Below are 23713 nucleotides of genomic sequence, written 5' to 3'. Positions count from 1 at the left end.
AATCGCTGTCAACAATATTTTGATTAATTTATCAAGGATAATATCTATGTTAATTAATAAATATATTAATAACTAGCGAAATAAACAACGCTATTTACACAAATTAGCAAATATGTTAACATTCAAGTAAATCAAACAGTTTAAGCGGAGGTGACACGATGCAATTAGAAATCAATCAAGAAGCATTGCCTGTCTATGAGGCACTTGCCAGTAACGTGCGAATCAAAATCATTCAATTGCTGGCTAAAAACAAGATGAATGTCAAAGAGTTGGCACAAGAGTTAGGCTTAAGCAGCGCTATCATTACGATGCATATCAAAAAATTAGAAGAAGCCAAAATCATCAAAACAGAGCGTGTAGGGCAAAAAAAGATTTCCAGTTTGAGAGTGGATCATATCGATATCAACTTTCCTGAGAAAATCTTTAATGCCTTTGATACGAAAGAAACGGCGATACCGATCGGTCATTATACAAATTATTCGGTAGAACCAACGTGCGGGCTTGCTACTTCAGCTGATTTTGTGGGAATGGTAGATGAACCGAAGTTTTTCATGGATCCCCGACGAATGGATGCCCGCATCTTGTGGTTTACGAAAGGATTTGTCGAATACCAATCGCCAAACTTCTTAGCAAAAGAAGAAAAACTCGAAATGATGGAGATCTCAATGGAGGTTTCGTCTGAATTTCCTTTTTCCAATAACAACTGGCCTTCAGACATCACCTTCAGCTTAAATGGTGTGGAGCTTGGTACATGGACTAGCCCAGGGGATTTTGCAGACATTCGTGGAAAGTATACACCGGATTGGTATCCAGACAATCTTAATCAGTACGGGTTATTGAAGACGATCCGCATCATGGATCATGGAACCTACATGGAAGGTGTTCCTCTTTCCGACATTACGATCAAGGATATACCTGCCTACGAAGATACGTGGCATTTAAAAGTGGAAGTCAAAGAAGATGCCGAGCATGTCGGCGGTTGTACCCTCTTTGGCAAGGGGTTTGGGAATTACGATCAAGATATCAAACTAAAAATGTTTTATAGCTAAAAAAAACGCTAGTCTTAGCGGCTGACCCAAACATTTCTTTTGGGAATCAGGTCGCTAAACTAGCGTTTTTGTTATTTCTTCAAATGGTAACTGTACGTACTTACAATGATGTTTTCACGCCAAGAGAGTCTGAAACGCAAGCGCAGACTTGTTTGGTTGTGCAAAATATTTTGCCAGCGACGTCTTGGGACAAACTGAGGAATGATAACGGTCGTTGTGTAATTGTGTTTGGCTGCATTGCGGCTGACTAGATCCACATAACGTAAGATGGGATTTTCAATCGAACGATACGAAGAATGAACGACGGAGAAACGCACGTCTGGGAATTTTTGCTTAAATTCTTGTTCGATTTCTTTTTCTTTCTTCACATCTTCATCCAACGATACGTGCATCGCTACGACGTAATCACCAATCGATTGGGCATAGTTCAATGCGCCGATATTTACTCGGGTAACATTTCCGACTAAAACGATCACGGTATTTCCTTCATAAACATGTAGTGCTTCTTGTTTTTCCAACCGCAGCTGTTCTGCGACTTTCTTATAATGATCATGGATCTTGTAAAAGATATACAAGAGGATCGGCATGATAATAAAGAATGGCCAAATATCGCCTAAGCGATACACGAACAAGATGGCAATGATCGCAAAGGAAATCAAAGCCCCAACGATGTTGGCGATCGATTTAAAGAACCAGCCTTTGCCTTCTTTTCTCCATTTGATCACCATTCCGCTTTGGGACAAGGCAAAAGGAATAAATACCCCAATGGAATACAAAGGAATCAAACGCTCGGTCGATCCTTGGAAGATAAACAATAATACGATGGAACCAGCAGCCAAGGTGATGATTCCGTTCGAATAGCCAAGACGGTCCCCACGGTCTTGATACATATGCGGCATATATTTGTCTTTCGCTAGGTTATACGCCAACACGGGGAAAGCTGAAAATCCGGTATTTGCGGCAACTGCTAAAATCAATGCCGTAGCAAATTGCAAAACGTAGTACATAAACCCATGACCAAAAACGGCAGAACCGATTTGAGATAGGACGGTCACTTCTGTTTCTGGTACGATACCATACCAATAGTTGATAAAAGTGATGCCGACAAAGAAGAATCCTAAAATCGACGCCATGATTGTCAAGGTCGCAGCTGCATTTTTCGCCCGTGGTTTTTTGAAAAACGGCACAGCGTTACTGATCGCTTCGACCCCTGTCAAAGAAGAGGAACCCGATGAGAAAGCCCGTAAAATCAAGGCCACGGATACCCCAGGTACGACCGCTCCCGGTAGTGCGGTTGCATTTAACGGTTGCGCACCCGTTACGATATTGTACAAACCGACCACGATCAAGACTGTGATCACTGCGATAAAGGTGTAGACAGGAATCATCAAGAAGCTAGCTGATTCTCGCAACCCTCGCAGATTCATCATCATGATCAAGATTACGATCACGACAGAAATGGCCACTTGATGACCGAACAACGCCGGCACAGCTGAAGTGATGGCTTCTGCCCCTGCTGAGACGGATACTGCCACTGTCAGCATATAATCGATCAATAGAGAGCCGCCGGCAATCAGGCCCGCATTTTTCCCTAAATTTTCACTACTTACTACATATGCCCCACCGCCGTGAGGGTAAGCATGAATGATCTGGCGGTAAGACAAGGTCAATGAAATCAAAAGAATAATAACAAAAGCAGCGATCGGCAATGAATACCAGATAGCAGCAGCGGAAAGTGCCACTAATACGACAACGATCTGCTCTGTCCCATAAGCAATCGAAGACAAAGCATCAGAAGATAGCAACGCAAGGGCCGCCGTCCGGCTCAGTTTTTGTTCATCATTCTCTGCGGATTTCAATGGACGTCCGACCAACAAACGTTTCAAATACTCCACTTTTTCTACACTCCTTTTCATGAAAAAATCCTTCGTTAAACTTGTAACGATATCCTCACAAATATTGAATTATCAAGACTGTATGCTACTCTTGTAACCACGAAAAGTCAATGAAAATCAGATGAAAAAACGACCCTTTTTCCCTCTTTTGATTATTAGAAATTTCACGTGATGGCACAAAAGCAGAAAGAACAAATGCTCTTTCTGCTTTAAGATTTTAGTGGAAGAAATGACTTTCTTTGGAAATGTCACTTAGTTTCTTCGTAGAGTTGACTAGATAAGGATACGCGTACGTACCGACGATCCCAAAGACTAGGAACAAAATCGTTAAAATGATCAACTGCGGGATAGCATTTGGCCAATAGATCCCACCGGCTGATTCTCTTAACAGATTGACCGCATGAGTAAACGGCAGTAGCGGATTAATGAATTGGAAGAACTTTCCAGAGACTTGGATTGGGTAGTTTCCTCCCCCACCTGAAATGGAGAGAACCAAAATAATGATGGCGATCCCTTTCCCGAGGTTGCCGAACAGTCCCGCCAGTACGTAGACGATCATCATAAAGGCGAGTCCGACGAGTAATGCGAAGAAGACACTGTACACAGGGTTATGGACATCGACGCCTAATAAAAACATATTTCCTAGGGTCACGATCAAACTTTGGGCGACTGCCATCGTCAAGAACGTCAGCATCCGTGCCACAAAGGTTTCACGTTGGGTAAAGCGTTTTTTGTCTTTCTTCTCTAAATGATACTCCGTTGTAGCGACACTTGACAACAATAATGCCCCTACCCACAAACACAATGCGGTATAAAATGGTGTGCTCGCTGAACCATTGTTGGCGATTGGGTAGATTTCATTGCTTTTTAATTCCACTGGTTGTTTGAAGAAGTCGGCTTCATCCGTGGCATCAAGTTTCAATAATTTGATGACTTCCCCGAGATCGACTTCATTTTCACCTGCTCGGATCGCATCAGCGGCTTTGTGGATGCCTGCTTTGATACTTGGCCAATCGTTATTGATTAAATCGACAGCCGCATCCAAGGCTTTTTCAACTTCTGGCAGTTTTTCATCCACCATCGCCATCGTAGAACTGATTTCTGATTTGATGGTTGGCCAATCGTTTTGCAAGAAGTCTACGGCCAGCCCTAATTTTTCTTCGACAACTGGTAATTCGTTGTTGTACAGGTCGGCTCCTTTGTTGATGGCATTGACGATTTCATCCATATGACCATTCAGCATCGTATTGGCATCGTGCAATTCTTGCTTGATGGCAGGCAATTCTTTTTGGTATTTTTCCAAAATCGTCACGGCATTGCTGACCACTGATTTGGTGGAAGACAGCAACGAGTCAAAATCGATTTCTTGGGCTTTTTTCAAGACATCTTCGGCAGTGGTGATGGTTTCGATTAGTTTGGTTAAAACACTATCAATTGTTTCAGTGATTGATGATACATCAATGCTTTCCATCAAATTTGTAATATTACTTGCAGCTTCAGTGACTTGATCAAGATAATCTTCAATCTCTTTTACCGTCGAATCACTATTTAGAATTAAATCATTTAGCCCCGATAGACGGGTAGATAAATCACCTAACATTCGTTTCGCAATAGTTAATTGATTGATAATACTTTGGATATTAGTATTACTTCCAGATGAATCGATGTTATTCAAAAATGCAACCAGCGAATCTAATGCCGCTTGTTGTTCCAGAATATTATTTTGGAATTTACTTATTATCTCACTGATTTCTTTACGTTCTTGTTCAGACAATTGATTATCAGAAACAGCTTGCTTAATCGTATTAGCTAGACCGGCAGTGGTGGTTGCCACTTGACTGATCGACTCGATCGTCACCTTCACACTGCTAGAAATACTTGGCAGGGCATCTTGCAACTGTTGCGCCCCATCTTTGGTCGCGGTGGCGAAGCTGGCGGCTTGGTCGCCTAGTTGTTCGATCTGTGGTAACGCGGCTTGCACTTGTTCGATGACTTGCAGTCCTTGTTTGGCGGTATCGATGCCGTCCGTCATGGTGCTGGCAATGTCATCAAAATCATCATCGATCATCTTCAATTGTTTGCCGGCATTTTGGATCTCTGGGATCTTCTCTTGCAAGGTCAAAATGATGCTGGCTTCTTTCTTCAATGTCGGCAGCTTATCGTTTAGGCCAATCAGTTTTTCCCCCATGGCATCCACTTGCGGAATATAATCGGTAAATTCTTCGGCTTTTGCGATCTTTTCTTTGATTTCTGGAAACTTATCGTGCAAGGTGACGATCTCTTTCGTATAACCGTCGATCGTAGCCAAATTGTCATCGGTATCTAAGATCATGGATTTGACTTTGTTGATGCTGACTAAGTTGGAATCAATGTCATAGCCGATTTCATTGAAGACTTTTATTAACGTAGAGCTGGCGGTTTCAATAAAGTTCTGTGAGATCTCTTCTTGAAGGCTGCTAGCTCCTTTCTCGGTGATTTTTGGTGCGATGGCGTTGATTTTTTGGTTGCTGTAATACTCAATGGTCGGTTTTTCAATTGTCCCGCTGGTAAAGCTGATCAGATCATCTGAAAAATCAGCTGGCAGATAAATACCGGCGTAATACTTTCCTGATTTGACTCCTTCTACCAAGTCCTCTTTTGAATCCACGAAACGCCAGCCTAACTGTTTGTTATCATGGAGGGTGTCGATGACTTCATCACCGATATCGATATGCTTGCCTTGAAATTCTGCCCCTTTATCCGCACTATACACGGCGATTGGCAATTCACTGGTGTTGCCATATGGATCCCAAAGTGCTTTGATATTGAACCACGCATAAAGCGAGGGTAAGATCATTAAGGCAATGATCAAAAATGCAGAGATTGGATTGCTGAAAATTCGTTTCCAGTCCAGTTTATATAAATAGAAAACATTCTTTAGTTTATTCATTTTTTTCTTCCCCCACTAGTTCTTCGTCGAAGGATAATTTACCATGTTTTTCCCCCGCCGCCAACGGCTACGATCGACCAAGAAAAGTCCTTTTGACAAATGGACGTTTTTGTCAAAATGAAACCCCTTTACTTTTTGTTTTTTTTCGCTTATTGTTAAACTTTCTTTAACTTTACCATGATGGCGAAAAACAAACCACTCATATCCTTTGAACTGTTTTTTTACCGGTCTTTTCTTCACAAAAAAACTTCCTTTTTCTGCAACGAAAAAGGAAGTTTTTTTAGGTGTTATTTCAGTTGATCCTTTGCCAATAAATCATACACATACTTCAATGAGGTGGCTTCGCCATATAACTGAAGTCCGGCCTTCTCTTCTGGGGAGTAGACTTGATCAAAGCTTTGATCGGGAATCAGCACAACATCGATCTCCGCACGTGTCGCAGCTGTTGCTCCCACAAGAGAATCTTCCATGACTAATGCTTTTTCTGCTGCGACTTGCGCTTTTTCTAAAGTCAGCAAGTAAGGTGCGGGATCAGGTTTATGGGCGGAGACATCATCGCCAAAGGTCTGATAGTCAAAGGCCTGCAACAAATCGAAATGCGCCAACAATTCAGAGGCTCTTTTTTTCATCGTCGAGGTGGCTAGTGCCGTTTGGAAGCCTTTCTCCCTAGCCAATGCGATGGTTTCTTTCGCATAGGGTTTAGTTTTGAAGGTGCCATCAGTTATTTGCTGGGCAATATAGACTTCCCGTTCTGCTCGTAATTCCTGCACCCGCTGCTGACCGCCTACGAGGTCGGCTAATTTACTAGCCGTCTGTTGCCAACTTTGACCACGCCAACCAAAAATATCAGCGGCTGTAATCGGAAGCTGATACTTTTTAAATAGAGCCAACCACCCATCAAAATAGACTTTCTCAGTATCGACTAACAATCCATCAAAATCAAAAATCAAAAGTTCTTTCATAAACGCTCCTTCGTTTTGCTAAGATTTTCCCCTCACTCACTGGGTATCAAGACATTTCCCGACTTTTGTCAGCAGCTGCTTGCACTGCTTTGATGACAGCCGCACGAAAGCCATTTTCCTCTAAGGTTTTGACTGCTTGGATCGTTGTGCCCCCAGGCGAGCTGACACGATCCTTTAAGACACCTGGGTGTTCCTTCGTCTCTAGTACCATCTTCGCTGCGCCTAATACCGCTTGAGCAGCAAATTCATACGCCATCGGCCGCGGCATACCTTCTGCCACTGCTCCATCTGCCAAAGCTTCAATGAATAAATACGTGTAGGCTGGCGAAGAACCACTGACACCAATGACTGCATCGATCATGCTTTCTGGTACTTGCTCGGCTTTCCCAAGGCTTTCAAAAAGTTGTTTGACTTCGTTGGCTTCGGCTTCCGTTACTTGACCGTTGGGGCTGATAGAAGACATCCCTTCGCCGACAAGTGCGGGGGTATTTGGCATGACCCGCACGATTTTGTGCGCACCGATGATTTCTTCCATTTGCGCGATCGTCACACCCGCGGCAATGGATACTAGCAAGTGTTCCTCAGTCAATCCTGCTTTTAAATCAGCAAGCAAGCGGGGAAAGACAAAAGGTTTGACTGCTAAGACGAAGATCTCTGCTTTTTCTGTGACATCCGCCAGCTTAGTTGTCCCAGTGATCCCGGTTTCTTTTTCTAATTGTGCCAAAGTCGGCTCGTAGCGATGGTTATAAACCAAGATCTCTGCTGGTTCATACAGCTTTGCTGCAATCAAGCCATTAATGATAGCTTTTGCCATGTTACCGGCTCCTAAAAAGGCGATTTTTCTCATGTATTTCACACTCCACTTCTGATTTTGGTACCACTTTTTGCTAAAAAAGCCTAATCAATGACTAGGCTTCAAATTCGATCATATACGGATGCAAGGCAGTGTTATAGATCCCTTCTGTATATTCTACCACTTCTCCTTGTAGATCATACGAATAACGGGTTCGTTTCAAGGCAGCGACCTCCGGCGTGATCATAAACTTCTGTTGCTCTTCAGTCAACGTCGTTGCCACAAACGCATCTTGAAAGCGATCGATGATCATTCGATGTTCATCCAATAGGCGATACAATGATTTTTCTTCAAAGACCTCGATGGAGGTTCCCTTTAGTTGCTTTGGCAAATGGTACTCATAGTAAATAAAAGGTTGGTGGTCAAAATAGTACATGCGACGTAAACGCATGACTTCTTTGCCCATCAAAGAATACGCAGGGTGTTCAGGCGCAAGTTCGACTAATTCATAGCTGAGGTTTTTCTTTGTGTATTCCTTGCCGGTCTTTTCAAGCAATTGGCTAAACGTCGTGCCTTTTGACAGCTTGTTGTAGGGGCGATTGCTTAAAACCGTCGTCCCACGTCCGCTGCGTTTTTCCACATACTCATCTGCCGCTAACAATTCGATGGCTTTGCGGACAGTGATCTTGCTGACATTGAAGGTAGCTTCCAATTCTGTTTCCGTCGGTAAAAATGAACCAATCGGGTAGCGACCCGACATGATGTCTTCTTTGAGCTTATCGGCAACATCACGGTAAAGAATGTGTTTGCGTTTCATTGCTATCTCGCCTTTCTCTCATTGGATTGGTCTGGTGTTCTCCTTATTCATCAAAGGTAGGAATGTCTTCTGGTTGCGGCTCGATCAAGACTTTCCGTGGCTTGCTGCCTTCAGAAGGGCCAACGACGCCTTGATCTTCTAATTCATCCACTAACCGAGCCGCTCGGTTATAGCCGATGCGAAAACGTCGCTGCAAGAGAGAAACGCTGGCGGTCTGCATTTCCACCACAAGGGCTTTGGCGTCTTCGAACAGCTCATCTTGCGGTTGTCCGCTGCTGCCGGCACTCGTTTCTTCCTCAGTGACCATCATTTTTTCTTCATAATTGGCTTCTTGCTGATCTGTCACGAATTCAACCACTCGTTCGACTTCTTGGTCGGAAATAAAGGCCCCTTGGACCCGAATCGGTTTGTTCTCACCCATCGGCAGATACAGCATGTCGCCGCGGCCCAGCAGTTTTTCGGCCCCGTTCCCATCAATGATGGTCCGAGAATCGACACCGCTGGAAACAGCAAACGCCATCCGTGATGGAACATTGGCTTTGATGATCCCTGTAATGACATCCACACTTGGTCGTTGCGTTGCTAAGATCATATGGATACCAGCTGCCCGCGCCATTTGTGCCAAACGAATGATGGCATCTTCGACTTCGTTGCTAGCAACCATCATCAAGTCAGCTAACTCATCAACGATCACCACAATGAATGGCAAGATCGGACGATTTTCGCCATCTTCTAAATTCTTATTGATTACTAAATCGTTGTAGCCAGTAATATTTCGGACCCCAGTTGCCGCAAATTTTTCGTAGCGTTCTTCCATTTCCTTGACCACTTTTTGCAACGCTTGCGCCGCTTTGCGAGGATTGGTCACAACGGGTGTCAAGAGATGGGGAATCCCATTGTAAACATTTAATTCAACCATTTTCGGGTCGATCATCATCAGTTTGACTTCATGGGGTTTTGCCCGCATCAAAATACTGGTGATGATGCCGTTGATGGCTACGGACTTCCCGCTCCCGGTCGATCCGGCAATCAAGAGATGGGGCATTTTCGTTAAGTCTGCCGTTTGGACACGGCCAGAAATATCGCGTCCTAAAGGTACTTCTAATAGTTTATCTGGATGATCTGGTTGGGCTTCGATCACTTCTCGGAATGAAACCATGCTGACTGCGCTGTTTGGAACTTCGATCCCAATCAATGATTTCCCTGGGATCGGCGCTTCCATCCGGACGTCTTTGGCGGCCAAGGCTAAGGCGATATCATCGGTCAACCCGACGATTTTGCTGACTTTGACCCCTACTGCTGGTTGAACTTCGAATTTGGTTACTGCTGGTCCTAAGCTAGCTTTGACGACTTTTGCGTCAACACCGAAGCTTTGGAAGGTGGTTTCTAACACACCAATATTTTGTTCGATCTTTTTGTACTCGCTGCTTTGATCCGTTGAAGGGATCGAATCGAGTAATTGCGCTGAAGGCAATTCATAATCACGATTTTCAGCTTCTTCCGAAATCTCAAATTCCAATACTTCACCATCGTCATCGAGGATCTCCCCGTCTTCGTTGACCTTTTTGCTTGGTCCCGGTTTGTTTCCTGCTGGATGCGGTGCTTGAGCGGCCTCTGGTGCCGCCGTTTGCGGCAATTCTTGGAAGTGGTCGATGGGTACAAAGCTCAGCTGCTCTGGTTCAAAATCAGCTGGCGCTTGCATCTGCTGTTCTTTTGCTGATTTTTCGTCTTCTGTCATTGGTCGGACTTGATTCTTTTCTTTGATCTCCGCCATGACTGCTGCTCGCTCGGCTTCTTTTTTGGCTTCTTTCGCCGCTTGTTTCTCTGCTGCTCGTTCCGCTTTGCGGGCTTCTCGTTCGGCTTGCTTTTCTGGAGAGCCTTCTAACAACCGCTGCAGCTTGTCACCAGCTACTTGCAGGTGCTCCACTAACTCGTGGCTGCTCATTTGGCTGAACAAGAACGCCCCGATCAGCATGAGTAAAACAGCGATGATGTAGCTGCCGATCTGGGAAACAAGAAAATAGGTCGCCCCATAAAGCATGGCGCCAATCATTCCGCCCCCGACATTTTGGGTCACTTGGCTGCGCCGGATATCGCCTAACAGCGTCATCCACGTCGTTTGGAAGATATTGGCTTGTTCTCCCACCACATTACTAAAGATTTGCGCATGGAGGATGATCAGTAAACCAAAATACACCAATATACAGCCGATCACTCGCCGAATGCTCTTAAACCGAGCATCGGTCGTTTTGATCGCTAACCAGACACCATAAGCAGCTAGGGCAACACTCAAAAATTGGTACGTGTTTCCGCCAACGATCCGAAACCCGTTGGCAATCAAGGTTCCTAAAAAACCTAAATGGAAAAAGCCAAATATCGAAAACAAGACAAAGAGCAGGCCGACGCCGACCAGCATTAATTTCTCTTGCTGTTTTTGTTGTTTTTTTGTTTTGCGTTTCTTTGCGCGTTTTTTTTGCGCCATTTCTATCCCTCTTTTCATCTTTCCCTATTATAACGAAAAAAGAAGGCGAACAAAAGTTTTCCTGTGAGAAATTTTGGTTAGCTGTTGGAATTTAAGCGAAAATTTCTTAAATGATGAAAAAAACACCAGCTGCTAAGCAGCCAGTGCCTCTTGTTGACTTGTTTTTAGTTTGGTGTGACGTCTTCGCCAAACCACTTTTCAGAGATTTCAGCAAAGGTACCATTGTCTTGCAATTCTTTCAAACCATCATTGATTTTATCTGCCATGGCTTGATCGTCTTTACGCACACCTACAGCAAAATCTTCTGCTTCAAAGGGGCTTTCGATTTCGTTGAAGTCATCGGTTTTGCCTGTTTGAGTCAAATAATATTCTGCGTAGACACGGTCGATCAAAAGACCGTCGATCCGACCGTTTTCTAGATCGATAAAGGCTTCATTAAAGCTGGCATACAAGGTTGCGTCATTGCCGTCTACGAGATCCTTCAAAACTTCCGGTTGGTTATTGAAGGTCTCATAACCAGAAGAACCTTCTTGGGCACCTAAGACTTTGCCCTCCATATCATCGAAGCTAGTAATGCCGCTTGATTTCTCTGTGACCAAGACTTGTTTATTTTCCATATAAGTATCTGTAAACAATACTTTTTCTTCACGAGCTGCGGTTTTGGTATACCCGTTCCAGATCATATCGACGGTGCCATTGCTTAGTTCGGTTTCTTTCATGGACCAGTCGATTGGTTGAAATTTGACTTTGGTTCCTGTTAGATCCAAAATCGCTGTGGCTAAATCCACATCAAACCCAACGATGTTGCCTTGGTCGTCTTTAAAGCCCATCGGTACGAAGGTATCGTCTAGGCCGACGATCACTTCTTCTTTGTCAGCGGCACTGGTTGTGGTGTCATTGCTGCTGCCGCACGCCCCTAATAAAAATACACTTGCTGCTGCGATTCCCGTCAATAGTAATTTTTTCATTTTTTTCTCCCCCTTATTCTCCTGCTACTTTTAATAATTGATCGCCGATATTTTCGGCAAAAACCAAATCATGGGTCACCACGATCTGGGTCACTCCTTCTTTTTTCAGATCCAAGATCAGCTGTTCGACTTGCTGTCTCAATCCTGGGTCTAAGGCGCTGGTAGGCTCGTCATAGGCCAACACTTTGGGATTCATCGCCATCGCTCGTGCGATAGCCACCCGTTGCCGCTGCCCCCCGGACAACTGGAAGGGGTATTGAGCTAATAGGTCACTTAACCCTAGTTTTTCTGCCAACTGTTCGGCTTTTGCTGTATACGCGGCTTTGTCTTGTTTTAGCACCATTTTTGGTGCCAAAGTGATGTTTTCAAAAACCGACAAGTGAGGAAACAATTGGAAGTCTTGGAAGACGACACCGACGACTTGTTCTTGTTCTTTTGTGTCGGTGGGATCAAAGGCTTTGCCATCCAGTAAAAAGCTTCCAGAATCGATCGTTTCTAACCCAGCCAGTGTCCGAAGCAAGGTGGTTTTCCCGCCACCGGAAGGACCGACCACCGCTAAGATACTGCCGTCTTCGATCGTCAGGTCTAGCTGATCGATGACTTTTTTAGCGCCAAATGATTTTGATACTTGTTTTAGTTCTAACATACGTGGTTCCTCCTAACGGTAATAGTCCAGTTTGGTCTCGATTTGTTTTAACAATAACGTGAAGACGCCCGTCATCACCAAGTAGATCAAGCCGACCCCAACTAACGGAAGCAAGGTACTGTCTCGCTCCATGGCGATTTTTCCGATTCGCATCACGTCTGACAAGCCCAAGATGTAGACGAGGGATGTGTCTTTGACAAGATTGATGACTTCATTGCCGACAGATGGCAGGGTGATCTTGACGACTTGTGGGATGATGATTTTTTGGATCGTTTGGATTGGGGATAAACGCAAGACTTTCGCAGCTTCGTATTGTCCGGCTGGAATCGATTGGATCCCCCCACGGAAAATCTCAGCAAAATAAGCAGCGTAATTGATGATAAAGGCGATCAAGGCTGCTTCAAAGCGATCAAAGACGATCCCTAAAATCGGCAGACCGTAGAAAACAAAGATCAACTGCAGCAATAAAGGCGTTCCTCGCATCAACCAAACGTAGACTTGCACGATCAATTTCAAAATACGCAGGCGACTGGCTAAAACAAAGGCAAACAAGATGCCTAAGGGAATGGACCCGATTAAGGTCAGTGCGAACAATTTAACGGTGATTCCGGTTCCTGAAATTAGTTGGGGCATAACATTGACTAAATACTCAAACATGGTGACTTCCTCCTTGATAGGTTTCAATTTCGCTTGGCAGAAAAACAGCTTAGCGACGGCTTACTCCGACGCTTATGTGGCGCTGTGCGTTGGCTGGTGAGGGCAACTGGCAAGTTTCATTTTTCTAAAAAAGAAAAACAAAAAAAGCGCACACTGGCATTTGCCAGAGGACGCTAGATACGTGGTTCCACCTCAATTTGCCTTTCCTTCACAGGAAAAGGCCTCGTGCAGTCTTTGTGATCCTTCCACTTTCGGTTTTCGGTGAGCCGCAAAAAAAGAGAAAAAAAAACGTCCCCTAGCCATTACAGCTAAAGGACGTTATCAACGCGGTTCCACCTTTGTTTATCAGTGCTTCACAGCAACTGAACTCAGAAAGTCATCAATCAATGACTGCTGCTGTAACGGGCAAACCCGGTCTCTCCTACTTTTCTTTCGGAAAAACGACTCCAAGATGTGTTTCACAACCATGCGTTATCTCTTTGCACCAACCAGAGACTCTCTTCAAACAGCAAGCCTTGCTACTCTTCTTTTCGATGTCTGTTTCATTAAGTTGTGTCTTACTTTACTCGCTCTTAAAGAAAATGTCAAACATTTTTTCTGAAATTTTCGAAACTTTGTCGCATGCACCGGTTTCGAGGGGAAGATTTAGGGAAAAGAAGACGCAGCTGCTTAACCGAAGTACGCTTCAGCTAAGGCTTGCCCTTGCTTGATTTTTGCCCATTGCTGTTCAGTCGAAAGCTCATTGCCGCAGTCACAAGAGGCAAAGCCGCATTGATGAGAAAGATAAAGCCGATCCTTAGGAATGATTTGACTAGCTTTGTCTAATAAGGCGATCACTCGCTCTTCATCGGCTAATGTGGCGGTTTTGCTGGATAATAAGCCTAAGACAACTTCCACTTCTGGGCGATCTTTCAGCGCTTCTAAAGCCGAGATATCACCGGCACGGTCATCATCCCACTCTAGGAAAAAGCGGTCATAATGCTGATCACGTAAGAATTTTTCGGCGATCGCTTTGTAGGTACCACTGGCTGCCGCGCGGCTTTGGTAATTGCCGCGACAATTGTGGGTCCAGACTTTTAATCCTAATTCGTGGGCGTAATCAGCGACTTCGTTGTTGATCGCCACGAATTCATCGGCTAACGCTTCTAAGCCGTCATTGCCTTGGGTGAAGAAGCTCTTGTCATTGTCTTCAGCAAATAGTTCCCATAAACAATCATCGAACTGAACGATCTCACCACCGGCTTCTCGGTATTCCTGCAAGAATTCCTTGTAGGCGTTAAGCAGCCCTTCCCGCAAGGCTTCTTTCGTTGGATATACCTGACCTTCACCAACGAGGTCGTTAAAGACAGTCAGCTCGGTAAACGCATGGGCAGCCCCCCAGACGGTGATTTTGACTGGCAGGTCGCCAGCTTGGCGTTTGGTTTCTTTAAACAATGTCAAATAATGATGGTTTTTGCCAGATAATGGTTCTGTGATCCGGATGCCGATGTCTTTACGCGTTTCAAAATGTCCACCGTCCAAATCTTCAAAGGCATACCCATGATCGGAGATATAGCGCTCAACGCCTTTTAATCCCCAGAGAAAATCCAGGTGCCACATCGAGCGGCCATGTTCGCCATCTGTGATGACTGTAATGCCGTGTTCTTTTTGCGCTGCAATGATGTCAGCGATCGCTTTTGCTTCCGTTTCTTGGTAGCCAGGAAACGCATCATAAAACGGGTAGCGGATGTCCTCCCGATGCTCGATTTGATTTTTGTAGTCCAATAAATCTTGTGGTCGTAACAATGACCCCACAAGCTGAAATTTGTCTGTTGCCATATCCATTCCTCCTATACAAAGTTTTCAAAATTGTTAGATTTATTCTAGCAAACATCTTATACTATAGATAATACTTATAAACTTATATATTCCATAGGCAATACCTATAACACAAAAAGGAGGTTGCTTCCCATGCGTATCCAGCAGCTTGAATATTTGGAAAAAATCGTAGAGACCGGCTCTTTCAATGAAGCCGCCAAACAGCTTTTCATCAGTCAGCCCTCCCTCTCTCAAGCCATGAAAGAGTTGGAAAAAGAATATGATCTGCAGCTGTTTTACCGCAGTAAATTAGGGGTGACCTTGACCGATGATGGCCGTTCCTTTCTCAATTATGCTCGAAATGTTTTAGACCAAGTCAATCTCTTGGACGAACGCTTTCGCAAAGACAGCCATCGCAAGCATGTTTTCAGTGTTTCCGCACAACACTATGCCTTCGTCGTCCACGCCTTCGTGGAACTGGTCAAACAGTTAGGGGAAGATGAATTTCAATTCACCTTGCGGGAGACCCAGACACAAAATGTATTGGATGATATCCAGACGTTTAAGAGCGAATTGGGGGTCATTTATCTGAATGATTTCAACACGACGGTCCTCACCCGTTTGATCCACGAAAAAGACCTGCAATTCATTCCTTTATTTGAAGCCAAACCCCACGTCTTCATCGGCCGAGAAAATCCACTGACTCAGAAAAAAAGCATCACATTAGCTGATTTGGAACCTTATACCTATTTGTCGTACGAACAAGGGGAAACCAATTCCTTCTACTTTTCTGAAGAGATCTTAAGCACTTTACAACGCAAAAAACACATTCGCATCAGCGATCGTGCCACGATTTTCAATTTGATGGTGGGTCTCAACGGCTATACCATCAGCTCTGGGATCATCAGCAGTGAGCTGAATGATGAAAAAATCGTTGCGATTCCTTTGGAAGTCGATGATGCGATGACACTAGGTTACCTCAAACACAAGAAAATGGAACTGAGTGAGATGGCTTTGGACTATCTCGCCTTGTTGAAACAGCATATCAAAAATTACGGTTTCGACGTCTTTTAAAAAAACGATCCGCAGACAGTCGGTCGGGCTTCCTTGGTAAGGCGTCCCGACCCTGTTGCGGATCGTTTTGTACTTATTTTGTTCTTAAATTGTCTTACGTTGGTGTTATGGAGAAAAAATCAACGCAATGGTTTCCATTCCCACTCTTCGACTTCGGCGATATCATAGCCGTTTTCTCGAATAAAGTCATGGTGATACGCAACGGTGTCTGCCATTTTTTTGGCAAAGTCCGTTGCTTTTTCTCCATAGACCCATTCGGCGGCGTCTTTGGCTAAGTGGAAGCGATCCAATTCAGAAAGGATCCGCATATCAAACGGTGTCGTGATGTCGCCATTTTCTCGGTACCCATGAATATGAAGCTGTTGGTTGCGACGGCCAAAGAAGATGTCGCGAATCAGTCCTTCATACCCGTGGAAAGCAAACACGATCGGTTTGTCTTTCGTAAAGTAGGCTTCGAATGCTTCATCGCTCAACCCACGAGGATCGACTTCTGGACGACGCAATTTCAATAGATCGACCACATTGATGAAGCGGACTTTCAACTCTGGGAAGGCTTCAATCAGCAAGGAAACAGCAGCTAATGCTTCCAAATTCGGTTCCGTCCCGGCAGCTGCGATCACGATGTCCGGTTCTTGTCCTTCATCTGTCGATGCCCAGTCGATGACTTTCAAGCCATCTTTGACAAGCACTTTCGCTTCATCCGCCGAATAAAACTGCGGACGTGGGTGTTTCGAAGAGACCACTAGATTGATCTTTTCTTCAGAAGCGAGCGTTTCTGCCATGACAGCCATCAAGCTATTGGCATCGGCTGGCAAGTAGACCCGCACAAAGTCGGCTTTTTTCTCTGCAATATGGGTCATGATCCCTGGATCTTGGTGGGTGTACCCATTATGGTCTTGTTGGAAGACCGTTGATGAAGCGATCAAATTCAATGAGGGGTACGGGTTGCGCCAGTCAAGATCATGGGCTTTTCGTAACCATTTGAAGTGCTGCGTGATCATAGAATCAACGACTCTTAGGAATGACTCGTAGCTGGCAAAGAAGCCATGACGCCCCGTCAGCACATAGCCTTCCAAGAAGCCTTCTGCTTGATGTTCTGATAATTGTGAATCAATCACACGGCCCACTGAAGACAGCCATTCATCATAATCAGGATGTTTTGGCTCCAACCATTGGCGGTCCGTGACTTCGAACACATGGTTCAACCGATTGGATTTGGCTTCATCTGGGCCAAAAATGCGGAAGTTGTCAGGATTTTCTTTGATGATGTCACGGGCAAATTTCCCAAAGACCATCATATCTTGGGCCGTCGTTTCCCCTGGTGTCTCAATCGCAATGGCATGTGCTTGCCAATCTGGCAAGCGTAGCGGTTGCGGATCGATCCCCCCGTTGGTGATTGGGTTGACAGCCATCCGTTGCTCCCCTTTTGGCGCCAATTCTTGAATCTCAGCGTTGATGCGGCCGTTTTCGTCAAAAAGCTCTTCTGGACGATAAGACTGCAGCCAATCCGTCAAAGCATCCACGTGTTCCATATGTTTCGCATTGACAGGGATCGGCACTTGGTGGGCACGGAAGCCCCCTTCAATCGGCTCGCCATCCCAGACTTTCGGTCCAGTCCACCCTTTTGGTGTGCGAACGATTAAAACAGGCCAATGAGGCATAGCGGCTTCTTCCGCAGAACCTTTGCGGGCTTCTGCTTGGATCGCGTGGATCTGTTCGATGGCTTGATCCATCTTCTGAGCCAATTGCGGATGAACGGCTTCTGGATCGTCCCCTTCTACGAAATAAGGGGTCCAACCCATGCCTTCAAAATATTTCGTGAGATCTTGGTCACTTTTACGAGCCAAAATCGTTGGATTGGCAATCTTGGCGCCATTCAAATGCAAGATAGGCAAAATTGCGCCATCATTGACTGGGTTGATAAAGGTATTTGAAAACCAGCTGCCCGCTAATGGTCCGGTTTCGGCTTCACCATCACCGACCACTACTGCTGCAATGACATCGGGATTGTCTAAAATAGCTCCGGTAGCGTGGGCGATGGAATAGCCTAGCTCGCCGCCTTCATGGATCGAACCTGGCGTTTCAGGTGCCGCATGAGAAGCGATCCCACCTGGGAAAGAGAAGGTTTTGAATAGATGTTTCATCCCTACTTCGTCTTGGGTGGCTTTTGGATAGATCTCGCTGTAGCTGCCGTCTAAATAAGCATTCGCAACCATGACTTGTCCGCCATGGCCTGGTCCTTCGATATAAAACATGTTTAAGTCGTACTTATTGATGACGCGATTGAGATGGGTGTAAATAAAATTTTGTCCTGCGATCGTTCCCCAGTGACCAATTGGATTCACTTTTAAATCTTTTTCTTCGATGGGGCGGCGCAATAAGGGATTGTCTTTCAAATAGATCTGACCAACGGAAAGGTAGTTGGCTGCTCGCCACCAAGCGTTCATTTTCTGATAATACTCTGGTGTATCGTAGGTTGTCTTCATTGTGCTCCTCCTTTTAGTCCATTGTTCCACTCTTACATAAAAGTCTATGCCCCCTATATTTAAAAGTCAATTTTGCTGATTGCTGGTGCTTTCAAGGGTTTGCTTGCCCGCACTTTACAGCCAGAAGGCAAGAAAGCTTAATAAAAACGCAAAGAAACCGCCGGCATCGCCAACGGTTCCTTTTGTGATTGGGTACTTATTTGATCGTTACGTATTCTAATCCTACAAGTTTCGCCCATGTTTCGATCTGATCAGAATTTAGGACAAGTGAGACAACGGTGTGATGGCCACCGCCTGTTTCGATCCACTGTTTGACGCCATCGTGGAAGTTTGGTTTTGGCGTCCACATTACTCGTGCAACCGGTAGTTTTGGTGCTTCTTCAGTTGGCTCAAAGGCATCGACTTCATTGATCAATAATTTGTAGTGAGTGCCAAAGTCGGCCATCGAAACCACGACACCTTCGCCGCCTTGGCCGTCAAACACGAGCCGGGCTGGGTCTTCACGATCCCCCATCGACAATGGCGAAACCACAATTTTTGGTTTGCTGGCTGCTAATACCGGATCGACTTCCATCATGTGGGATTGCAAGATGGCTTCTTTTCCTGGTGTCAGCTCATAGGTGTAGTCTTCCATAAAGCCAGTCGCTTTATTGTGAGCCATGATTTTCATCAAACGGTCAATAGCGGCTGTTTTCCAGTCCCCTTCACCGGCAAACCCATAGCCTTCTGCCATCAAGCGTTGTACAGCTAAACCAGGCAACTGCTGCATACCATACAAGTCTTCAAAGTTCGTGGTGAATGCCGTATAGCCGCCTGCTTCAAGGAAGCGGCGCAGACCGATTTCTTGTTTGGCTTGTGCTTTGACATGACGTGCCCACTCTTCTTTGTCGTAATCGCCATAATCGAAATCATACAGCTGGCTGTATCCTTCAAAGAGTGCATCGATTTCTTCGTCAGTCACCGCATCGACAACTTGTACCAAATCGCCGATCCCAAAATAATCAACGGTCCAACCAAATTGGATCTGTGCTTCGACTTTGTCGCCTTCCGTCACCCCAACGTTACGCATGTTGTCGCCAAAACGAGCGACTTTAATTTGGAAGCTTTCATTGTAGCCGACTGCCACGTCCATCCAAGCAGCAATTTCTTTTTGGATGGCTTCATTTTTCCAATAACCGACAACGATTTTGTTTTGCTTTTTCAAACGGGCATTGATAAATCCGTATTCTCGGTCACCATGAGCCGCTTGGTTCAAGTTCATAAAGTCCATATCGATGGTTTCCCATGGAATTTGTTCATTGTATTGAGTGGCAAGGTGCAGCAATGGTTTTTGTAATAATTTCGTGCCGCGAATCCACATTTTTGCAGGTGAGAAGGTGTGCATCCAGGTGATCACCCCAGCGACTTCATCCCGATAGTTGACTTCTTTCATGATTTTCGTAATCGTATCGGCAGTAACAGCGAGTTCTTGTAAAACAACTGGATAAGGCAGCTTTGAGCTGTCATTTAAGCTTTTGACCATTTCTTCTGCATGATCCCGTACTTCTTGTAATGCTTCTTCTCCATATAAGTGCTGTGATCCTACGACGAACCAAAATTCTTTTTTCCCGATTTCTAACATTCTACTTGCTCCTTTTTCGTTATTTTTGCCCGTAATAGGCATTTTCTCCATGTTTGCGTAAATAATGTTTGTCTAAGACCCGCTGCGGCAATTCGGGTGCGTAACTGTTGAGCTGGCGCGTGATAAAATTCATCTTAGCGACTTCTTCTAAGACCACTGCGTTCATCACCGCCGCATCCGCCGTTTTGCCCCAGGTAAACGGTCCATGACCGTGAAGCAAGACACCAGGAATTTCTTCTGGCGTGATGCCGCGTTCCTTAAAGGTTTCGACGATCACCTGTCCTGTTTGTGCTTCATAGCCTTCATCGATCTCGGCTTGCGTCAAAAAGCGGGCACAGGGGACTGCTCCATAAAACGTATCGGCATGGGTCGTGCCCATCGCTGGCAGATCGAGTCCTGCCTGAGCCCAGCTCGTCGCCCAAGTAGAATGGGTATGGACGATCCCACCAATTTCTGGAAATGCTTTGTATAAAACGGCATGCGTCGGCGTATCGGAGGAAGGATTTTTTGCTCCTTCCACTACGTTGCCCTCAAAATCACAAACCACCATATCACTGGCTTGCATGGTTTCATAGTCAACACCGCTAGGTTTGATGACAAACAACTGCTGTTGGCGATCCACTGCTGACACATTGCCCCAGGTGTATTTGATCAATCCTTGCTTCGGCAATGCCAAATTGGCTTGAAAGACTTCTTCTTTTAATCCTTCTAACACAAAATTCCCTTCTTTCTTTTTAAATCAACGCATCGATTGCCGCTTGCTCGATCGGCAACCCTGCTTGGTAACGTTGGGTAAAGACGGTGAATCCCTGAATGTCCGCTTCCGTTGGGACTAACGTCACGCCGTGATCATTTTTAAACACTTGATCTGCTAAAAATGCGGCCAAGGATTGTTCTGGCTTGTGGCGGCGTAGGTATGCTGCTAAAAGGGCGATCCCCCAGGCGCCGCCTTCACCAGCCGTTTCCAGGACCGTAACTGGCGCTTCCATGACAGCTGCCAAGACACGCTGGGCAACTTCTGGCGTCTTGAAGATCCCACCGTGACCAACGATTCGATCGAGGGCAACGTCTTCGGCTTCCAGAATCTTCATCCCGATCTTCATCGCACCAAAGGCACTAAACAGATGTAAGCGCATAAAATTTGCTAAAGTAAAAGAACTCTCTGGCGATCGGACGAAAAGCGGCCGTCCTTCAGGGATCTTAGTGATATTTTCACCAGAATAATAGCCATAAGAAAGCATCCCGCCACATTCTGAATCCCCTTTCAATGCTTCGTTGAATAAGGTCGCAAACAATTCTTCCGTGGAAAGTTTCATTCCAGCTGCGTCGGCAAATTCGCGGAAAAGTTTGACCCAGGCATTGATCTCCGAGGTACAGTTATTCGTATGGACCATCCCCACCAAATCACCAGAAGGCGTCGTGACCAAATCGATCTCTGGATACACTTGCGTTAAGGGTTCTTCTAAGACGATCATGGCAAAAGCCGACGTCCCGGCTGAAACATTCCCGCTTCGCTGTGCCACACTATTCGTGGCAACCATGCCAGTGCCCGCATCGCCTTCTGGCGGACATAACGGGATGCCGGCTTGCAAGGTACCGGTTGGGTCGAGTTTTTTTGCGCCTTCTGCCGTCAATGTGCCGGCTGGTTCGCCTGCTTTCAACACTTGTGGCAAAAGGTCTTTGATCTGCCAAGGATACCCCTGACTGCTGATTTGCGCATCAAATTGCTGCAGCATATTCGCATCATAGTTTTTTGTCGTACTATCGATTGGGAACATCCCAGATGCATCACCGATTCCGATAACTTTTTCTCCTGTCAGCTGCCAATGGACATAGCCGGCTAAGGTAGTGAAAAAAGCGACCTCTGGTACGTGAGCTTCTTGATTCAAAATCGCTTGATACAAGTGCGCGATACTCCAACGCTGCGGGATGTTGTATTGGAACAATGCCGTCAAAGCTTTTTCTGCTTCTTCCGTGATCGCATTGCGCCATGTCCGAAAAGGGACCAACAGCGTGCCTTGCTGATCAAAGGCCATATAGCCGTGCATCATTGCAGAAAAACCGATACTGCCGATCGTCGTCAAAGGTACCTCGAATTGCTGCTGGATATTGTGCGCCAACTCTTGGTAGCTGGCTTGCAGTCCTTGCCAAATCGCTTCTAGCGAGTAGGTCCAAATCCCTTGCTCCAATTGATTTTCCCATTCAAAGCTGCCAGAAGCGATCGTCTGAAACCGCTCATCGATCAAGACAGCTTTGATCCGTGTCGAGCCTAGCTCGATCCCAAGAGACGTGCGCCCGTCAATAATTGCTTGCCTTACTTGTTGCGTCATCTTCTTACTCTCCTTTTTGGTTATTGACTGAACCGCGAACGATCAGCTCTGGTTCAAAATAAAAGTGTTGTGCTTCTGTTGCCTTACCTGTAGTGATCCATTGTGCTGCCAATTCCCCCATCGCTTCTTTCGGGTGAGTCAGTGTGGTGATCGTCGGTGTGGACAAGGTGCTAAGGGGCGAGTCATCGTTTCCTACGATCGAAAAATCAGTAGGAACGTTCTTCCCAGCAGCCGTCAATGCTTGAATCAAACGATGCGCGATCTCATCGTTGTAACAAACGATGCCTGTGACTTGATTATCGGCAGCCGTCAAGCGCTGGATCGCTTGTTCAATAACGGCTTCTTTCGTCTCCGTCGTATACGTCAAGACGTCTTCTGCTGCAAACGTCCGCTTGGCTTGGGTCAACGCTTTGACAAACCCTTTCATCCGATATTTCCCTTGTAAGTCATCGATTTTCGTGATCATCATCAACTGCTGATGCTGTTGTTCTAATAGATAATTGGTTGCTAAAAACCCAGAACGTGTATCGTTGACACAAATATGCGGCAAGTCTAGTTCTTCGTAATAGGCATTGATCATGACGAGAGGAATCCCAGCTTCTTGGAGTGCGACATAATAGGCAAGATTCGGGTTGTATTGGCTGCTCTTAGTTGGTTCAACGATCAACCCGTCTACCCCTTGATCCATCATTTGCTGCAAGCACGCTCTTTCTTGCTCATGGTCATTGTTGGTTGAGCCTAAAAGCAGTGAGTAGCCTTGCTCCCGCAATGTCTGCTCCACGCCACGCATGATCGATGGGAAAATATAATCAGACAAATAGGTCATGATGATCCCAATCGTTTTGCGGTTTTTATGATTGACAGTCTCAGGTTTTGAAACGTAGGTGCCTGAGCCCCGTTCTTTTCTTAAATAGCCTTCATTGACCAAAACAGCGATCGCTTGGCGCACCGTGTGGCGGCTATAATGAAATTCTTCCTGTAAGGTTGCTTCTGAAGGGATCGCATCGCCTTCTTGATAGGTGCCTAAGCGGATCTTTTCTCTTAAGATATCCGCTAGTTGTTCGTACTTATTTGCCATTTTTACCCCATCTTTCAAAAGTTGTCCGTACATCTAAGATACCAAGAAACCGCTTCCTTGTCAATTGCTGCTAGGGATTTTTTTCTAAAAAACCATAACGAAAAGAAGGAAAACGACAAAATACCCTTA

At 45.4% G+C, this 23713-nt stretch carries 18 protein-coding genes and 1 other annotated feature; of the genes, 2 read left to right on the top strand and 16 right to left on the bottom strand.

Annotation, left to right across the window (positions count from 1 at the left end):
• Positions 1 to 158: 158 nt before the first annotated feature.
• A complete protein-coding gene (locus IGK85_RS02195; protein WP_008376111.1) occupies positions 159 to 1049 on the top strand; it encodes an ArsR/SmtB family transcription factor in 891 nt (296 codons plus the stop codon).
• Between the two features lie 71 nt (positions 1050 to 1120).
• Here IGK85_RS02195 and IGK85_RS02190 read toward each other — a convergent pair whose 3' ends face one another.
• The 11 genes from IGK85_RS02190 to IGK85_RS02140 form a co-directional block, all read right to left on the bottom strand.
• On the bottom strand, positions 1121 to 2944 hold the full coding sequence (locus IGK85_RS02190) for an APC family permease (RefSeq protein WP_034872061.1): 1824 nt from the start codon (positions 2942 to 2944) through the stop codon (positions 1121 to 1123).
• A 217-nt stretch (positions 2945 to 3161) separates the two neighbouring features.
• Positions 3162 to 5873 carry a YhgE/Pip domain-containing protein gene (locus IGK85_RS02185; protein ID WP_008376114.1) on the bottom strand — a complete coding sequence of 904 codons (2712 nt, stop codon included), beginning with the start codon at positions 5871 to 5873 and terminating at the stop codon, positions 3162 to 3164.
• 15 nt (positions 5874 to 5888) lie between these two features.
• On the bottom strand, positions 5889 to 6113 hold the full coding sequence (locus tag IGK85_RS02180) for a hypothetical protein (protein WP_223347157.1): 225 nt from the start codon (positions 6111 to 6113) through the stop codon (positions 5889 to 5891).
• A 47-nt stretch (positions 6114 to 6160) separates the two neighbouring features.
• Entirely contained in the window at positions 6161 to 6835 is a 675-nt protein-coding gene (locus IGK85_RS02175) for an HAD family hydrolase (protein ID WP_005232216.1), read from the bottom strand.
• Positions 6836 to 6881: 46 nt separating this feature from the next.
• Complete coding sequence (proC, locus tag IGK85_RS02170; RefSeq protein ID WP_008376116.1) at positions 6882 to 7682, bottom strand: pyrroline-5-carboxylate reductase; 801 nt, start codon at positions 7680 to 7682, stop codon at positions 6882 to 6884.
• Positions 7683 to 7743: 61 nt separating this feature from the next.
• Positions 7744 to 8445: a GntR family transcriptional regulator gene (locus IGK85_RS02165; RefSeq protein WP_005232219.1), complete on the bottom strand. Its 702-nt coding sequence runs from the start codon at positions 8443 to 8445 to the stop codon at positions 7744 to 7746.
• A gap of 43 nt (positions 8446 to 8488) precedes the next feature.
• On the bottom strand, positions 8489 to 10927 hold the full coding sequence (locus tag IGK85_RS02160; protein WP_008376120.1) for an FtsK/SpoIIIE family DNA translocase: 2439 nt from the start codon (positions 10925 to 10927) through the stop codon (positions 8489 to 8491).
• A 164-nt stretch (positions 10928 to 11091) separates the two neighbouring features.
• Positions 11092 to 11895, bottom strand: a complete 804-nt coding sequence (locus IGK85_RS02155; RefSeq protein ID WP_008376122.1) for an amino acid ABC transporter substrate-binding protein — start codon at positions 11893 to 11895, stop codon at positions 11092 to 11094.
• A gap of 13 nt (positions 11896 to 11908) precedes the next feature.
• The gene (locus IGK85_RS02150) at positions 11909 to 12541 is read right to left on the bottom strand and encodes an amino acid ABC transporter ATP-binding protein (protein ID WP_005227272.1); all 633 of its coding nucleotides are present in this window, start codon (positions 12539 to 12541) and stop codon (positions 11909 to 11911) included.
• A gap of 12 nt (positions 12542 to 12553) precedes the next feature.
• On the bottom strand, positions 12554 to 13198 hold the full coding sequence (locus IGK85_RS02145) for an amino acid ABC transporter permease (RefSeq protein WP_005232226.1): 645 nt from the start codon (positions 13196 to 13198) through the stop codon (positions 12554 to 12556).
• Positions 13199 to 13506: 308 nt separating this feature from the next.
• Positions 13507 to 13741: a binding site (T-box leader), on the bottom strand.
• 126 nt (positions 13742 to 13867) lie between these two features.
• On the bottom strand, positions 13868 to 15022 hold the full coding sequence (locus tag IGK85_RS02140) for a cobalamin-independent methionine synthase II family protein (RefSeq protein ID WP_192810770.1): 1155 nt from the start codon (positions 15020 to 15022) through the stop codon (positions 13868 to 13870).
• A gap of 126 nt (positions 15023 to 15148) precedes the next feature.
• Here IGK85_RS02140 and IGK85_RS02135 point away from each other — a divergent pair, with 126 nt between their 5' ends.
• The gene (locus tag IGK85_RS02135; protein WP_005227268.1) at positions 15149 to 16069 is read left to right on the top strand and encodes a LysR family transcriptional regulator; all 921 of its coding nucleotides are present in this window, start codon (positions 15149 to 15151) and stop codon (positions 16067 to 16069) included.
• Positions 16070 to 16188: 119 nt separating this feature from the next.
• On the opposite strand, the gene IGK85_RS02130 is transcribed toward IGK85_RS02135, so the two are convergent.
• The 5 genes from IGK85_RS02130 to IGK85_RS02110 form a co-directional block, all read right to left on the bottom strand.
• A complete protein-coding gene (locus tag IGK85_RS02130; protein ID WP_008376128.1) occupies positions 16189 to 18555 on the bottom strand; it encodes a phosphoketolase family protein in 2367 nt (788 codons plus the stop codon).
• 196 nt (positions 18556 to 18751) lie between these two features.
• Entirely contained in the window at positions 18752 to 20176 is a 1425-nt protein-coding gene (araA, locus tag IGK85_RS02125) for an L-arabinose isomerase (RefSeq protein WP_008376130.1), read from the bottom strand.
• 19 nt (positions 20177 to 20195) lie between these two features.
• Positions 20196 to 20891 (bottom strand): L-ribulose-5-phosphate 4-epimerase, encoded by a 696-nt coding sequence (locus IGK85_RS02120; RefSeq protein WP_008376133.1) that lies wholly within the window; start codon positions 20889 to 20891, stop codon positions 20196 to 20198.
• A gap of 19 nt (positions 20892 to 20910) precedes the next feature.
• Positions 20911 to 22506 carry a xylulokinase gene (locus IGK85_RS02115; RefSeq protein ID WP_008376135.1) on the bottom strand — a complete coding sequence of 532 codons (1596 nt, stop codon included), beginning with the start codon at positions 22504 to 22506 and terminating at the stop codon, positions 20911 to 20913.
• A 4-nt stretch (positions 22507 to 22510) separates the two neighbouring features.
• Positions 22511 to 23617, bottom strand: a complete 1107-nt coding sequence (locus tag IGK85_RS02110; RefSeq protein ID WP_081487886.1) for a GntR family transcriptional regulator — start codon at positions 23615 to 23617, stop codon at positions 22511 to 22513.
• Positions 23618 to 23713: the final 96 nt, after the last annotated feature.

The organism is Enterococcus sp. AZ015 (assembly GCF_050499225.1).
GTDB lineage: Bacteria > Bacillota > Bacilli > Lactobacillales > Enterococcaceae > Enterococcus_D > Enterococcus_D entomosocium.
This window is presented reverse-complemented; position numbering and strand designations above follow the sequence as displayed.